This window comes from Gammaproteobacteria bacterium (assembly GCA_033344735.1).
In the GTDB taxonomy this organism is placed as follows: domain Bacteria; phylum Pseudomonadota; class Gammaproteobacteria; order UBA4575; family UBA4575; genus UBA1858.
In genome coordinates, this window is sequence record JAWPMW010000001.1 from 1,882,570 (window position 1) to 1,898,566 (window position 15,997).

Below are 15,997 nucleotides of genomic sequence, written 5' to 3' on the forward strand. Positions count from 1 at the left end.
TCTGGCTATAATGCCGCCATGACATTGGCACCTTCAAAGTTTATCCATGGCAGCCCACAGGTTGCGGCATATCTGCGCTCTCATGGCATTACCCCAACACTACAACGCATTCGCATTGGTGAGGCTCTTTTTGCTAAGGCACAACATGTCTCTGCAGAGCAAGTGTTGTCTATGGTCAATAAAGAAAATGAAGAGGTCTCTAAAGCGACCGTTTATAACACACTAGGACTATTTGCCAGTAAGGGTTTACTACATGAAGTAGTTATTGAGGCAAGCAAAGTATTTTATGATACCAATCTAGATAAACACCACCATCTATATCATATTGACACAGGCGTACTAGAAGATATTTCAGCTAATCAAGTTAAAATTGGGCAGTTACCTGAATTGCCTGACGGGACAATTTTAGAGGATGTTGATGTAATTATCCGCCTACGCAAATCTTAAATTATTTTAACCACATCATTTTCTTTTCTCACTCGAGTAACTGTTTCAAAGCTAATAAGTTATCGTTAGGAACTTCTTTAAATACAGATATGTTTTAACTTTTAACAATTATTTAATAAAATTGTAATAATCATTATTTTTGAATTTGCTCTCATTTTCACATTTTTTTTCATGACAAATTAGCTGTATAAATTTCGTGCATGGCAGGGAGCATGATAATGAAACATAGAATAAATAAAAATGATGAGTCACAACTAGGCTTACTAATGCAGGATACTCTAGAAAGTTTTTTTGAGTATGAAGACAGTATCAACCCAAGTGAGTCGCATAAAAAGAATGTCAAAGCAAAATTAGAAAAATTAATTTTGATTCTAAAAGTGACAAATAATAAATATCTGTCTGAAATTGAATATCTTCGTCATGAATTAGATTAAATATCTAAAACTCTTTTAATAATATTGAGTTAGCGAGGTGATGCTAGATATACTTAAAATAAGTTATTAATTTAATGATAAATTCTTTGAAGTAGTAATTCTTTCGCTGTCTATATTGCGACTCATTTCACAGCGCAATTTCCTTCTGAACAATACGATCGAGTGTAATAAGATCAAACGCAAAATGACGTTTGGCATAAAGCTACTACACTACATATAGAAGGAACTACACGATGAACTCATTGAGTCGTCAGGCGTTAAACTATTTAAACTCATCAGAAAGTAATGATAAGCAGGCACGAAATAAACTCTGCTGTCTAATTTTATTATTCGAGAAAGACTATAAATCTAAAATTGACCAACTTGATGAAGTCTTACTTTTACATATATTAAATCACTTAACTGAGTGTTATCTAGAGTCTATTACATACTTAGGACAAGAAAAGCATTCTGCAACTGAACATTTAATTAAGCGGCTAACATTATCCGACATTACAATGGGAAGCAGCCGAACAACTGTGTTTAATCGTTGTACCTATTATTCGCGTGAGTTACTAGGTGAATTTAACGAGGCTACAAATGATCAGAATCTAACAATTCTATCTGAACTTGAAAAGCTAAAAGATACTACAGACAAGGAAATCACTCACGATAATATCCCGCCGCTACAAGATTTTACAGATACTGAGTGTAATGAAATACCTGCACCCGCGTTAGCGAATATAAAAATTGAAAGTAGCGAACCGATTGAGAAAAACGAACAATTTTCTTCTATATATACATTGTGGAATCAAAAATATAATCCCGCTTTTAAATAATGTCGACGAGAATACCACTCATCTACATTTTTGACTAAAAAAGATATTAATTTGAAGGAGCTCACATTTAACTAACTCACTCAAAATACTCAAAGAATTTATTTTCATATCCAATAAAGTGTCTATTTATGAGAGAAACTTCAAGTTTTTGACACATAACTGCACTCATTTGGCTACGCCCATATAAAATGTGATCAATAAACCATAAATCATAGCTAAATTTAGATTTAATAACATCACAAGGAACTACTAGACATGGATGTCAATTTCCAAGGACGAGTATACAGAGTATGGATCAATTAGAAGAAACTGTTGTTAATCCAAATATCTCATTAAATAATTTTGAGGTAAAAATTCGTGAGCATGAAACTAGTGTTCAGAAGAGTGCAGTAGTTGATAACACAGATAAAAAGAATCACAACAGCAAAGGTCTTTCTAGAAACAATAAATCTTTATTGCTATTAGCACTTATAACTGCAGTTTTTATTTACCAGCTCAGTGTGATAATTTAGATTTCACCGCTATATCATTAGAGACCATACATCGCTTAGTTTATTCTTAAGGCTTGTTATAAAATTTACGCCGGCCACCCCATCAATTGCCCTGTGATCATAGGTTAAAGACAAAGGTAACATTAAGCGTTCTTCAATCTCATCATTGTTTATAACTAATTTTGTATAGCTTCTAGAAACACCCAGTATAGCCACTTCTGGAAAATTAATTATCGGGGTGAAATGACTACCACCAATGCCGCCTAGGCTTGTAATTGTCATACAACCACCCTGCATTTGTCTTGGTGTTAATTTTCCTTCTCGTGCAAGTGAACTTACCTCCGCCAACTCTTTAGCTATTTCTGTTATTTTCTTTTGGTCTACATCTCTGATTACTGGCACAACTAATCCACGTGGTGTATCCACAGCAATACCTAGATGATAATATTTTTTATGGATCAGTGATGTTACTTCGCTATTAATTGAGCTATTAAAGTCCGAATATTCTTGTAAGCACTTTACTAATGCCTTCATAATAAAGGGCAACAACGTCAACTTTATTTCTTGAGACTGCATTTTTTCTTTCAGCTGATTACGCGCTAATTCGGTCTCAGTAATGTCAGCATTATCAAATTGTGTAACATGTGGCGCGACTTCCCAAGCATGTTGCAAATGTTTTGCTGATACTTGTCGTAGCTTATTTAATGGCTTTTCTTCTATTTCTCCAAATTCACTAAAATCTGGCAGTATGTATTGTGGGTTTGCAATTCCAATACCTACAGTAGAGATACGTTTTTGAATATAGCTCTGTACATCTTGCTTGAGTATCCTGCCATGTTCTGCACTGCCGGTAACTTTATCTAAATCTAAACCAAGTTCAGTTGCATATTTTCTTACTGCAGGGCTTGCATAAGCTTTATCGGGGTTAATATTATTTTTTTTATTTTTAGTTTGCTGTTTTTTATTTACATTCTCTTCGATGCTCTGCTCTTTTGTAATCGCCTCAACTTCACTAGTAGCAACTTTGTCTTCACTATTAGTTGTTTCACCCATTTCTATTACTATTAATTCATCTCCTTGTTTTACTTTGTCCCCTACTGAAACGTTAACCCTCTTGACTACGCCAGCATATGATGAGGGGAATTCCATCATTGCTTTATCACTTTCTAATGTGACAATAGATTGGTTTGCTTCAACTACATCACCAGGAGATACTAAAATTTCGATAATATCCACTTCATCAAAATCTTCTATATCCGTTACAACAATTGTCTTTTCTTCATTCATATAATAATTAACCAAACATTGGGTTGACCCTCTCTGAGTCTATTTGGTATTTATCAATGGCTTGTTTTATCACAACTGTATCAACCTTTGATTGATTAGCCATCTCATATAACGCGGCTATTACTATATATCGATAATCAACTTCAAAATATTCGCGCAATTTTTCTCTTGTGTCGCTACGCCCAAATCCATCAGTTCCTAGTACGCGATAACACCCGGGCACTAAAGATCTAATTTGATCAGCATATAATTTCACATAATCAGTAGCTGCAATTACAACTTGATCATCAGACTTTAGGCACTGTGTGACATACGACTGTTTTGCATTTTGATCAGGATGTAACATATTCCAACGATTTACCTCAATGCCATCTCGGTATAATTCATTGAAACTAGTAACGCTCCATACATTTGTAGATACCTTATAATCATCTTCTAAAATCTCAGCTGCTTTAATTATTTCTCGAAGTATTGCCCCACAACCTAAAAGCTGTACATCACATTTATTGTTTGCAGAAGCTTTAAATAAGTACATTCCTTTAATTATCCCATCTTCAATACCTTCTGGCATAGCGGGATGTTTATAATTTTCATTCATCACTGTAATGTAATAAAAACAATCGTGCTGCTTTTCATACATACGAACTAACCCATCATGAATGATTACCGTCAGCTCATAAGCAAAGGTTGGATCATAACTTCTGCAGTTAGGTATAAAGTTAGCCATAATATGACTTTGGCCATCTTGGTGTTGTAAGCCTTCTCCTGCTAATGTCGTTCTACCTGCTGTACCACCCAATAAAAATCCACGAGAATGACTATCAGCAGCTAACCATGCTAGATCACCGATACGTTGAAAACCAAACATTGAGTAAAAAATATAGAATGGAATCATAGCTAAGCCGTGACTGCTATAGGAGCATGCTGCCGCTATCCATGAGGACATAGCCCCGGCTTCATTAATACCTTCCTGTAGTATTTGTCCTGCCTTATCTTCCCGATAATACATGAGGTCATCAGCATCTACAGGGTCATAGAGCTGGCCTTTGCGCGAGTAAATTCCCATGGTACGAAACATTCCCTCCATACCAAATGTTCGTGCCTCATCAGGAACGATAGGCACAATATATTTACTAATACTTTTCTCTCTTGTCAGTGCAGTCAATATGCGTACAAACGTCATTGTAGTTGAATATTCGCGCTCGCCACTGTCAGCAACTAGCTTAGAAAATATATCGAATTCCGGAATTTTTATAGGAGCAAATGCAGGAAATGGCTTTCTCTGTGGGATAGAACCACCGAGTTTTTCTCGGCATTGTTTTATATAAAGAATTTCTGGGCTATCGTCTGCAGGCTTATAAAATGGGACCTTGTCAAGATCTTCATCTGGGATTGGAATCTGATAACGATCCCTAAATTCTTTTATAGAGTCTTTTGTTGGCTTTTTTAATTGATGTGCAATGTTAAGGCTCTCTCCACTTTTACCAAGTCCATAACCTTTAACCGTTTTAGCTAATATAACTGTTGGTTGGCCTTTGTGCTTTACTGCAGAAGTATAGGCCGCATAAACTTTTTGCTGATCATGCCCACCGCGGTTTAACCGCCATAAGTCTTCATCCGTCATTTTAGACACTAACGCTTCAAGTTCAGGATACTTACCAAAGAAGTGTTCTCTAGTATATGCACCTCCCTTAGCCCGGTAGTTTTGATAATCACCATCTACGGCTTCTTCCATGCGTTTTAATAAAATACCGGAGCTATCATTCTCGAATAATGGGTCCCAATTAGAACCCCAGACTAACTTAATAACATTCCAACCTGCACCGCGGAACACACCTTCTAATTCTTGAATTATTTTCCCATTACCGCGCACAGGTCCATCTAGACGTTGTAAGTTGCAGTTAACAACAAATATTAAGTTATCTAGATTTTCACGTGCCGCTAATGAAATTGCACCTAAAGACTCCGGCTCATCCATTTCACCATCACCAGTAAACACCCAAACCTTACGACCCTCTTCATCCTTGAGACTACGGTCATTTAAATACTTCATGAATCTAGCTTGATAGATTCCTGTAATTGGCCCCAAACCCATAGATACAGTCGGAAACTGCCAAAAGTCTGGCATTAACCATGGGTGTGGGTATGAAGTTAATCCCTCCCTATCAACATCCCGACGGAAATTTTTTAATTGCTTCTCTGTAAGTCGGCCTTCCAAGTATGCACGCGCATACACGCCTGGCGCTGCGTGTCCCTGAAAATAGACTAAGTCTCCATTGTGTTGATCACTAGGCCCTCTAAAGAAATGATTAAAGCCTATGCTATACAGAGTTGCAGCAGAAGCATATGAGGATATATGCCCACCCAGCTCAGTTGTAACTTTTGCTGCCTGTACAACCATAGCTAGAGCATTCCAACGCTCCAATGAACGCACCCGATGCTCCAAGGACAGATCACCTGGAAGTCGTTCTTCATCCGCACTGTCAATAGTATTGATATATGGAGTTGTAGTTTTGAAAGGGAGATTGACGCCAGCACGTCTTGATTCAGTGATTAATGTTTCTATTATTTGATGAGCTTTATTTTCACCAGTATGTTCTATGACATCATGTAATGCCTGTACCCATTCCTGGGTTTCCTCATCATCAATTTCTGGCCTCGTCGTCAACAAATGCTCCTTTTTAATAAGCATTAAAATTCTGTTGACTTAACTTATACTACTTTTAAAAAGTTTACTATAGTGTTTAGACAAGCCTCATTATTAAACGCTATCGACTTCTAACCATTGAATATAATTGCCATGCAGTATCACGTTGGAACGCAAGCACCAAGCCTGTGTAAGTCACCGCGCCTACAAATATCAACATAATTAACTCTAACGCCGTATTACCAATAAGCGGGCTAATGAGTTCTCTTGCAAGCGTCACCATTACATACATGATCGCACTAAATAAAGCAGGATAAGCAAATTCACGAACATAAGTACTAAACTTCATCCCTATTGTTGACAAAACAATCCTCATAGAAATATAGAAATACGGCGGATAAGCTATTAACCATGACAAAGATATGCCAATCAATCCCCAATGTGCGCCTACATAAAAAGCAATCGGCATAATCACGCAACCAATCGCGAGTGCTTTTACGCCAACATCAGGACGGCCCATAGCAAATAGTAACGGGTCTGTAATATTCATCATTTTAAGTGCCATTACTGCGCTAATAATTTGTAATGGTAATGCAGCCGGTGTCCATTTTTCACCAAGCAGAACATCAACTAACTCTGGTGAAACACAAGACACGCCCATAAATACAGGGAAAATTACGATCCCAAGTAATCGTACTGCTTTGCACAGTAGCTCATTCATTTTTTGTTGATTATCTTGAATTGTTGAAAAAGCAGAGAAGCCCACTTCATTCAAGATCATCATAAACTTGTCAATTGGCAGACATGCAATCTGCATTGCCACCGAGTAGTATCCTAATGCTTTTTGTCCTACCAATTTACCCATAACAACTGCATCAGCAGAATTATAGAAGTAGTAAAGTATGCGATGAAGAGTAATTAGACCGCCAAAGCTTAATGCTTCACCAATACCATCAAATGAAAAGCTAGGCCTACAGGTGTAACGAGATACAATCATTGCACCCAATGTTTGTACGGTTGTATAAGCCAGAGCACCATGTACTAAAGACCAAACCCCATAACCCAAAAATGCAAATATAAGTGTGGTAACACTTTGAGCAATAACAGCAGCAAATCTAATCAAAGACACGCTGCGAAATTCCATATTTCTTCTCATGATTGCATTGGGAATATAGAAGAAAATACGAATCAGAGTTTGCAGGCCTAAAATATAAATAATTATTTCTAGTCGAGGGTCTCCAAAAAAGTCTGCAATAAGCGGAGCGGTAAAATAGAGGATTGCGTAAAATCCAATATTAAATATAAACAGCATACCGAAAATTTGCTGAACAAACTTATCTGACAACTCTTTCTTCTTAACGATTGCCGATGCCAAGCCCATATCATCCAATATTTCTAGCAAGCCGATTACAACTGAAGCTAACGCCATCAACCCGTAATCTTCAGGTGACAATAGTCTTATTACTATTAAAGTCGCTGCCCACATTAATATCTGACTGAGGACACGCATGCCTGCCATCCATCTAATTGAGCTAGAAACCTCTTTTCCAATAGACATGGCTGAATGCTTACATAAGATTGTGAGTAGATTTCACTCTAAATTTAAGGATGAGTAAAATAACTTGTAGTGACCGGATTTATTCCACTGTCACAGATTTTGCTAAATTTCTTGGCTGATCAACATCAGTCCCTTTAAGCACGGCGACATGATATGAAAGTAGTTGTAACGGAATAGTAAATATAATTGGAGCAACCGCATTCTCTGGTGCATCTAATTCAATAAGCTGCATGCCTTCTTCTATACCAAATGCACAACCCGCATCAGCAAAGACATGTAATTCACCGCCACGTGCACGTACTTCTTCTATATTTGATTTAAGCTTTTCTAACAATTCATTATTAGGTGCAACTGTTATCACTGGCATGTCGCTATCCACTAATGCAATTGGCCCATGCTTCAATTCACCAGCCGCATAGGATTCTGCATGAATATAGGAAATTTCTTTTAACTTTAACGCACCTTCCATTGCAATAGGGTGGTGAGATCCTCGGCCTAGGAATAATGCGTGATGCTTATCTTTATATAACTTTGCCAACTCTTTAATTGGGTCATCCAACGATAATGCTTTATTAATACGTACTGGTAAATTAAGCAGCTGTTCAACTAAGATTTTTTCCATTTCTGGATGTAAGCCATTTCGACGTCCAATCAGAATCACCAACATCATTAATGCTACTAATTGGGTAGTAAAGGCTTTAGTTGAAGCTACGCCAATTTCAGGACCTGCATGAGTCATCAAGGCTAAATCAGATTCCCTAACTAGCGAGCTCTCAGGAACATTACATATCACTAACGAACCAACATAATTTTCTGAACTTGCTTGCAAAAGTGCGGCAAGACTATCAGCCGTTTCACCTGACTGTGAAATAGTTACAAACAATGTACCCGGTCTAACAACATGTTTCCGATAACGAAATTCACTGGCTACTTCAACGTGACAGTGAATACCTGCAATTTCTTCAAACCAGTATTTAGCAACTAAGCCAGCGTGATAGCTTGTACCACACGCGATAATTTGTATCGCTTGAGTTTTATCTAGAATGGCTTTCGCTTTTGGCCCAAGAATTTCATCCATCACTCGACCATTAAGCACTCTACCCTCTAATGTATCGGCAATTGCACGTGGCTGCTCATAAATTTCTTTGAGCATGTAGTGTTCGTATTCACCTTTTTCCGCCGCATCTGAGTTTTGTTTACTAGATTTAATTTCTCTTTCGACAAATTCTCCTTTAAGATCGAATATAGAAATCTTATCGCGTGTAATTTCTGCGATATCACCATTCTCTAAATATATAAACTTATGTGTTTCTTTTAATAATGCATGCACATCAGAAGCAATGAAATTTTCATTTTCACCTACGCCAATAACTAGTGGGCTACCGCTACGGGCAGCAATAATTCTATCTTCATCGGTACGATCAATCACACCTAAGGCATAAGCACCTTTTAGGTCTTTAACAGTGTTTTGTACAGCAAAAAATAATGAGTCACCTTTTTCCAAATATAAAACTATTTGATGTGCAATTACTTCTGTATCTGTATCTGAAGTAAATTTGAATCCTGCTTTAGACTGCATCTCACGCAGTTCTTGATAATTTTCAATAATGCCGTTATGAACAATAGCAACTCGACCATTACATATATGTGGGTGAGCATTGTATTCTGATGGCACTCCGTGCGTAGCCCAGCGAGTGTGTGCAATCCCCACAATACCGCTTAAGTTTGACTCTTGTAGCGCATCACCCAATTCTGATACTTTTCCAGGACGCCTTACTCTTTCTAGCAGGCCTTTGTTTAGCACAGCCATACCCGCAGAATCATACCCTCTATACTCAAGGCGTTTTAAACCTTCTAACAATATATCTGATACGTCTCTTTTTGATATTGCTCCAACGATTCCACACATAACGAAAGTCTCCTTACTTCCTTTACTTCTTCTGTTTAACTGGCCTTTGCCAATTATCTATTGTTGTCTGTTTGCTACGAGACAGTGTTAATTTTTCTCCAGGGACGTCTCGCGTAATTGTTGAACCTGCCCCAATAGTTGCACCGTCATCTATATTTACTGGCGCAACTAATTGTGTGTCAGAGCCAATAAAAACATTATTGCCAATAACAGTTCTATGTTTATTTGCACCATCATAATTGCAGCAAATAGTTCCTGCGCCAATGTTAGTTTTTTCACCGATGCTGGCATCTCCGATATAACTCAAATGATTAACTTTGCTGCCTGAAGCAATATTTGATTTCTTTACTTCAACAAAATTGCCCAATTTTACTTCGTTTGCTAATTCTGTATTGGGACGCACACGAGCAAAAGGACCTATTTCACAGTTTTTACCAATTTTTGAATCCTCGATCACAGAATTAGGATGTATTACCGTTCCTGTTTCAATAACACTATGTGATATCACACAATTCATCCCAATTGAGACATCATCACCTATTTCAACGTTTCCACGGAATAAAACGTTTGGTTCAATAATAATATCGTTTCCAATTTCTATATTTCCATCAACATAGGTACTTGAAGCATCACGCAACGTCGCACCATTAATCATTAGTCTTTCGCGTTGTCTAGCTTGGTATACGCCTTCCATTTCAGCAAGATGAACGCGATTATTAACCCCCATTACTTCACTCGGGTCTTCACAGATCACTGCCTCAACAGGCTTTCCATCCGCTACAGCTAATCCAACACAATCCGTTAAATAATATTCCTGCTGCTTATTATTATTATCAATGTTATCAAGCCACTTAATTAAACTCTGCGAAGATGCACATAGAATTCCTGTGTTTATTTCTGCGATTTTTCTAATCTCATTATCTGCATCTTTTTCTTCTACAATTTTTTCAACTTTACCTTGTATACTCCGCACTATACGTCCATAACCGTGTGGGTTAGAAAGTTCTGTAGTTAAAATTGCCATTGATTCTTTAGGTTGCTGTTCTAACAATGTTTTCAGCGTTGTTTCTCTTGCTAGTGGAACATCACCATACAAAATAAGAATATTTTCATCTGCTTTAGCTGTAAAAAATGGAATAGCCTGCTGAACTGCATGCCCTGTACCCAGTCTCTTCGCTTGTTCTACCCATTCTACTTTCTCATTCTGAATTGCAGAACGTACTGCTTCACCACCATGGCCATAAACAACGATGATTCGATCGGCGCCTAAATTTTCTGCGGTTGTAATGGTATGCGCCAACATGGATTTACCCCCGACTTGATGCAGTACTTTGGGTAATTTGCTGCACATACGAGTGCCTTGACCAGCGGCTAATATAACGACGTTTAGAGACATAGATCTATTAATTCTTTGAGATAGAAAAGGTTACACTATTATTCTAGTCCATATTTTGAACTAGTTACCCTTACATAGAAATGAAAAAGGCAGCCATTTGGCTGCCTTTATGTTCTATTTATCTCAAAGCTTTGAATCTATTAGAAATTTAGCTATCAGATCTTTCCTTTGCGGAATTTTTCTATCATACGGAGTTGAGCAGCTGCTTCAGCAAGCTCAGCAAGTGCTCTTGCACTATCTACCTCTGACTGTTTATCCTTAAGAAGCTCTTCTGCATGCTGCTTTGCCTCAAGTGCCATATTTTCATCAAGGTCTTCTGCCCGAATTGCAGTATCAGAGAGCACAGTAACCACATCAGGTTGAACTTCCAGCATACCGCCGGACACGTAGATATATCGGTCCTCTTCACCTTCAACTTCAATTTTTAATTCACCGGGCTTTAGGCGAGTCACTAATGGTGTATGTTGTGGATATATTCCCACATCACCAACAATGGCCGGTGCAAAAACAGCATTGACAGTGCCAGAGAATATCTCGGATTCAGCGCTTACGATATCAAGTTGCATATTAGTTGCCATAACTAGCGATTACTTAAGATCTTCTGCTTTCTTCAGTACTGAGTCAATATTTCCAGCCATGTAGAATGCTTGCTCTGGTAGATGGTCATACTCGCCATCAACAATCGCTCGGAAACTTGCAACAGTTTCATTCAATGGAACTAACTCACCTGGCGTACCGGTAAATACTTCTGCAACACTAAATGGTTGTGATAAGAATCGTTGGATCTTGCGAGCACGTGTAACAACTTGCTTATCTTCTTCTGACAACTCATCCATACCAAGAATCGCAATAATGTCCTTAAGCTCTTGATATTTTTGTAGAGTGTTCTGTACTGCGCGCGCAGTTTCGTAGTGTTCTTGTCCAATTACTAATGGATCCAACTGGCGGCTAGTAGAATCTAGTGGATCCACCGCAGGGTAGATACCTAATTCTGCTACTTGACGAGAAAGTACGACAGTCGCATCTAAGTGTGCAAATGTGGTTGCAGGTGATGGATCGGTCAAGTCATCTGCAGGCACATATACTGCTTGAATTGAAGTAATTGAACCACTGTTGGTTGAAGTAATTCGTTCTTGTAGCGCACCCATTTCTTCTGCAAGTGTTGGTTGATAACCTACCGCAGATGGCATACGACCAAGTAGTGCAGATACCTCTGTTCCTGCCAATGTGTATCGATATATATTATCGATAAACATTAATACGTCTTTACCTTCATCACGGAAATACTCCGCCATGGTCAATCCTGTTAGCGCAACTCGTAGTCTGTTTCCCGGTGGTTCATTCATCTGACCGTATACCATGGCCACTTTATCTAGTACGCCCGCTTCTTTCATCTCGTAGTAGAAATCGTTTCCTTCACGAGTACGCTCTCCAACACCCGCGAACACTGATAATCCTGAATGCGCTTTTGCGATGTTGTTAATTAATTCCATCATGGTCACGGTCTTACCTACACCCGCTCCACCGAACAGACCAATTTTTCCGCCCTTAGCAAATGGGCAAAGTAAATCAATTACTTTAATGCCTGTTGTTAGTAACTCGTTTCCTCCAGCTTGCTCTTCAAAACTTGGTGGTAAACGGTGAATAGGCATCGTTGAGTCATTGCCAATATCTCCAGCATTATCAACTGGGTTACCCAGCACATCCATGACACGACCTAATGTTTTTGGTCCAACAGGGACGTTAATTGCTTTGCCGGTATTGGTGACTTGCAAACCACGCTGCAATCCTTCAGATGCACCCATAACAATGGTTCTTACTACTCCATCGCCAAGCTGCTGTTGTACTTCTAGCGTCAATCCTTTTTCATCTACTTTTAGTGCATCGTACACTTTAGGTATTTGACTGGATGGAAACTCCACGTCAACGACCGCGCCGATTACTTCTATAATTTGACCAGTACTCATTTTAATTCCTCGTTACTTCAATCTTTAATATAAATTCTTTCCGTCAGCATTAAACGGCCGCTGCACCACCAACAATCTCTGATAATTCTTGTGTAATCGATGCTTGGCGTGCTTTGTTATAAGCCAGCTGCAAATCATCGATAAGGCTACCCGCATTATCGGACGCACTTTTCATTGCAATCATTCTTGCCGCCATTTCACAGGCGACATTTTCAACTACACCACGATAAACAATTGATTCAACGTATCTGATTAATAGTGAGTCTAAAACTTCTTTTGCATCAGGCTCGTATATATAATCCCAGTGATGTTGTCTAACTTCTTCTTCATCACTCGGCAACGGTAACAATGTATTGACGTCTGATGATTGCGTCATGGTATTAACAAATTCATTTTCCACTATATGCAAACGATCAATGTTGCCTTCAGAATAAGCATCTAACATTACTTTCACTGGACCAATAATTTCGTTCATGTGAATGTTATCGCCCAACCCGCTAGCATGAGACACAATATTCAAATCTGATAAGCGCCTAAAGAAAGCCATACCTTTAGAACCGATGATACTAAGATCAACCTCTACACCTTGATCTTGGTATTCTTTTATTTGGCGCAATGCACTTTTGAACAAATTAACGTTTAAGCCACCACACAATCCGCGATCGGTAGAAATGATAATGAATCCTGCACGTTTAACCTCATCACGAGCAGTCATATAAGGATGTTTGTATTCGGAATGCGCTGCAGCTAGATGATTAATTACTTGCTTAATTTTAATCGCATATGGTCGTGTTTCATTCATACGATCTTGTGCTTTACGCATTTTACTCGCAGCAACCATTTCCATTGCTTTAGTGATCTTCTGAGTATTCTTAATACTCGAGATCTGGGTACGTATTTGTTTAGCGCCAGACATAAGTCTTACCAAACACCGTTAGCTTTAAACGCTTCAACAGCTTGCTTGATTGCTGCTTCAATGTCGTCATTGTAATCGCCAGTGTCATTTATCTTATCAAGCAAATCTTTGTTATTTGAACGCAAGTAATCATGCATAGCAGCTTCAAATGCTACAACTTTGCTCTTATCAACATCATCGATATAACCCTTATCTACCGCATAAAGAGAAATCGCCATCTCGCCTACTGTTAATGGAGAGTATTGTGGTTGTTTCATTAACTCCATCACACGCTCACCACGTTCTAATTGCTTACGTGTTTGCTCATCAAGATCTGATGCGAACTGAGAGAAGGCTGCTAATTCACGATACTGAGCAAGTGCCAAACGAACACCGCCACCTAGTTTCTTAACAATCTTGGTTTGTGCAGCACCACCAACACGAGATACTGATAGACCCGCATTAATTGCTGGTCTGAAACCTGAATTAAACAAATCTGATTCCAAAAAGATTTGACCATCAGTAATTGAAATTACGTTTGTTGGTACGAAAGCTGATACGTCGCCAGCCTGCGTTTCAATTATAGGTAACGCGGTTAAAGAACCTGTTTTTCCTTTAACCTCACCATTCGTAAACGCTTCAACATATTCTTCGTTTACACGAGATGCACGCTCTAGCAATCTTGAGTGTAAGTAAAATACATCACCCGGATAAGCTTCTCGACCAGGTGGACGACGTAGTAATAAAGATACTTGCCTGTAGGCTACCGCTTGCTTGGACAGATCATCATAAATTATTAATGCGTCTTCTCCACGGTCACGGAAATATTCGCCCATAGTGCAACCAGAGTAAGGAGCAATGTATTGCATCGCTGCAGATTCTGCAGCTGCAGCGGATACAATTATGGTATGACCCATTGCATCATGCTCTTCTAGTTTTCTTACTACGTTTGCAACCGATGAATTCTTTTGACCAATTGCGACATAAATACATTTAACACCAGTGCCCTTTTGGTTAATGATGGCATCAAGTGCTACTGCTGTTTTACCAGTTTGGCGGTCACCAATAATAAGTTCTCGTTGGCCACGGCCAATTGGAACCATGGCATCAATTGATTTCAATCCTGTTTGAACTGGCTGATCTACAGATTTACGCTCAATTACACCTGGTGCAATTTTTTCAATAGGTGCATTTAATTTTGCTTCGATTGGACCTTTGCCATCTATTGGTTCACCGAGAGAATTCACTACACGGCCAAGTAACTCAGGGCCTGTAGGTACCTCGAGAATGTTACCTGTACACTTTACTTTGTCGCCCTCAGAAATTTCTTTGTAGTCACCAAGTACTACGGCGCCAACTGAATCACGCTCCAAGTTCAACGCCATTCCGAATACGTTTCCTGGAAATTCAATCATTTCTCCAGAGACCACATCGGCCAAGCCATGAATTCGAACAATACCGTCAGTAACACCAACGACTGTTCCCTCTGTGCGCGCTTCAGACGCGGCTTCAAACTTATCAATACGTTGTTTGATTAAGCTTGTTATTTCTGTAGGGTTGAGTTGCATATGAATTCCTCTTGAACTCTATAATTTAATCTAAATTCTAGTTGCTAAGCGTATTTGACAGCTTTTCTAAGCGTCCACGTACTGAGCCATCAATGACCATGTCACCTGCTCTTATGATTGCGCCGCCAATTAATGTTTCATCAATGCTTGTAGTAATAGATACTTTTTTACCAAGTCTTTTTGCTAATGACGCAGAGATTGCTTCTACCTGTTGATCATCAACTTCTAGCGCACTAATTAACTCTGCATCTACAGTGCCTTGAGCTTGAGCTTGATAGTGATGATACAAAACGACGATATCTGGCAGTAATGAGATACGATCATTCTCTGCAAGTAATTTAATAAAGTTTTTAGCGTGGCCATCTAATTTATCTGCACACACCTCATTAAATAATTCTGCAGACTGTTGTCTGTTCAGGCTAGGTTGGTCTAACGCTGTTTTCATGGTTGCGTCATTTGCCACTGCGGCACAAAAACCTAGCATCTCTGCCCACTGACCTATAACACCATTAGATGATGCATAATCAAACGCGGCTCTTGCATAAGGTCGTGCTGCTGTTGTTAATTCTGACACATGTTT

Annotated in this window: 14 protein-coding genes; 4 read left to right on the plus strand and 10 right to left on the minus strand. The window is 38.8% G+C overall.

The annotated features are described in order from the left end of the window. Positions 1-18 precede the first annotated feature (18 nt). The 4 genes from R8G33_09655 (at position 19) to R8G33_09670 (ending at position 2,211) form a co-directional block, all read left to right on the plus strand. Positions 19-447, plus strand: coding sequence for a Fur family transcriptional regulator (locus R8G33_09655; GenBank protein MDW3095924.1), 429 nt, complete (start codon positions 19-21; stop codon positions 445-447). 218 nt (positions 448-665) lie between these two features. After that, positions 666-881, plus strand: a complete 216-nt coding sequence (locus tag R8G33_09660) for a hypothetical protein (protein ID MDW3095925.1) — start codon at positions 666-668, stop codon at positions 879-881. Positions 882-1,114: 233 nt separating this feature from the next. Further along, positions 1,115-1,699, plus strand: a complete 585-nt coding sequence (locus R8G33_09665; GenBank protein MDW3095926.1) for a hypothetical protein — start codon at positions 1,115-1,117, stop codon at positions 1,697-1,699. A gap of 290 nt (positions 1,700-1,989) precedes the next feature. Next, a complete protein-coding gene (locus R8G33_09670; protein MDW3095927.1) occupies positions 1,990-2,211 on the plus strand; it encodes a hypothetical protein in 222 nt (73 codons plus the stop codon). Positions 2,212-2,220: 9 nt separating this feature from the next. On the opposite strand, the gene R8G33_09675 is transcribed toward R8G33_09670, so the two are convergent. The 10 genes from R8G33_09675 to R8G33_09720 all read right to left on the minus strand — a co-directional run bounded on the left by R8G33_09675 (position 2,221) and on the right by R8G33_09720 (position 15,991). Next, complete coding sequence (locus tag R8G33_09675) at positions 2,221-3,477, minus strand: 2-oxo acid dehydrogenase subunit E2 (protein MDW3095928.1); 1,257 nt, start codon at positions 3,475-3,477, stop codon at positions 2,221-2,223. A gap of 7 nt (positions 3,478-3,484) precedes the next feature. Beyond that, positions 3,485-6,169, minus strand: coding sequence for a pyruvate dehydrogenase (acetyl-transferring), homodimeric type (aceE, locus tag R8G33_09680; GenBank protein ID MDW3095929.1), 2,685 nt, complete (start codon positions 6,167-6,169; stop codon positions 3,485-3,487). A gap of 76 nt (positions 6,170-6,245) precedes the next feature. Further along, the gene (locus R8G33_09685; GenBank protein MDW3095930.1) at positions 6,246-7,682 is read right to left on the minus strand and encodes a lipopolysaccharide biosynthesis protein; all 1,437 of its coding nucleotides are present in this window, start codon (positions 7,680-7,682) and stop codon (positions 6,246-6,248) included. Positions 7,683-7,761: 79 nt separating this feature from the next. Further along, on the minus strand, positions 7,762-9,591 hold the full coding sequence (gene glmS / locus R8G33_09690) for a glutamine--fructose-6-phosphate transaminase (isomerizing) (GenBank protein MDW3095931.1): 1,830 nt from the start codon (positions 9,589-9,591) through the stop codon (positions 7,762-7,764). 22 nt (positions 9,592-9,613) lie between these two features. Next, positions 9,614-10,987, minus strand: coding sequence for a bifunctional UDP-N-acetylglucosamine diphosphorylase/glucosamine-1-phosphate N-acetyltransferase GlmU (gene glmU, locus R8G33_09695; protein MDW3095932.1), 1,374 nt, complete (start codon positions 10,985-10,987; stop codon positions 9,614-9,616). A 155-nt stretch (positions 10,988-11,142) separates the two neighbouring features. Beyond that, a complete protein-coding gene (locus R8G33_09700; protein ID MDW3095933.1) occupies positions 11,143-11,565 on the minus strand; it encodes a F0F1 ATP synthase subunit epsilon in 423 nt (140 codons plus the stop codon). Between the two features lie 9 nt (positions 11,566-11,574). After that, positions 11,575-12,954, minus strand: coding sequence for a F0F1 ATP synthase subunit beta (atpD, locus tag R8G33_09705; GenBank protein MDW3095934.1), 1,380 nt, complete (start codon positions 12,952-12,954; stop codon positions 11,575-11,577). Between the two features lie 49 nt (positions 12,955-13,003). Then, positions 13,004-13,870, minus strand: coding sequence for a F0F1 ATP synthase subunit gamma (gene atpG, locus R8G33_09710; GenBank protein ID MDW3095935.1), 867 nt, complete (start codon positions 13,868-13,870; stop codon positions 13,004-13,006). Positions 13,871-13,875: 5 nt separating this feature from the next. Further along, complete coding sequence (gene atpA, locus R8G33_09715; GenBank protein MDW3095936.1) at positions 13,876-15,417, minus strand: F0F1 ATP synthase subunit alpha; 1,542 nt, start codon at positions 15,415-15,417, stop codon at positions 13,876-13,878. A 37-nt stretch (positions 15,418-15,454) separates the two neighbouring features. Continuing rightward, complete coding sequence (locus R8G33_09720; GenBank protein ID MDW3095937.1) at positions 15,455-15,991, minus strand: F0F1 ATP synthase subunit delta; 537 nt, start codon at positions 15,989-15,991, stop codon at positions 15,455-15,457. Positions 15,992-15,997: the final 6 nt, after the last annotated feature.

Excerpts from the sequence above, each read along its gene's own strand:
- R8G33_09655 (MDW3095924.1), top strand. The coding sequence starts at position 19 with ATGACATTGGCACCTTCAAAGTTTATCCATGGCAGCCCACAGGTTGCG.
- R8G33_09660 (MDW3095925.1), top strand. The coding sequence starts at position 666 with ATGAAACATAGAATAAATAAAAATGATGAGTCACAACTAGGCTTACTA.
- R8G33_09665 (MDW3095926.1), top strand. The coding sequence starts at position 1,115 with ATGAACTCATTGAGTCGTCAGGCGTTAAACTATTTAAACTCATCAGAA.
- R8G33_09670 (MDW3095927.1), top strand. The coding sequence starts at position 1,990 with ATGGATCAATTAGAAGAAACTGTTGTTAATCCAAATATCTCATTAAAT.
- R8G33_09675 (MDW3095928.1), bottom strand. The coding sequence starts at position 3,477 with ATGAATGAAGAAAAGACAATTGTTGTAACGGATATAGAAGATTTTGAT.
- aceE (MDW3095929.1), bottom strand. The coding sequence starts at position 6,169 with ATGCTTATTAAAAAGGAGCATTTGTTGACGACGAGGCCAGAAATTGAT.
- R8G33_09685 (MDW3095930.1), bottom strand. The coding sequence starts at position 7,682 with ATGTCTATTGGAAAAGAGGTTTCTAGCTCAATTAGATGGATGGCAGGC.
- glmS (MDW3095931.1), bottom strand. The coding sequence starts at position 9,591 with ATGTGTGGAATCGTTGGAGCAATATCAAAAAGAGACGTATCAGATATA.
- glmU (MDW3095932.1), bottom strand. The coding sequence starts at position 10,987 with ATGTCTCTAAACGTCGTTATATTAGCCGCTGGTCAAGGCACTCGTATG.
- R8G33_09700 (MDW3095933.1), bottom strand. The coding sequence starts at position 11,565 with ATGGCAACTAATATGCAACTTGATATCGTAAGCGCTGAATCCGAGATA.
- atpD (MDW3095934.1), bottom strand. The coding sequence starts at position 12,954 with ATGAGTACTGGTCAAATTATAGAAGTAATCGGCGCGGTCGTTGACGTG.
- atpG (MDW3095935.1), bottom strand. The coding sequence starts at position 13,870 with ATGTCTGGCGCTAAACAAATACGTACCCAGATCTCGAGTATTAAGAAT.
- atpA (MDW3095936.1), bottom strand. The coding sequence starts at position 15,417 with ATGCAACTCAACCCTACAGAAATAACAAGCTTAATCAAACAACGTATT.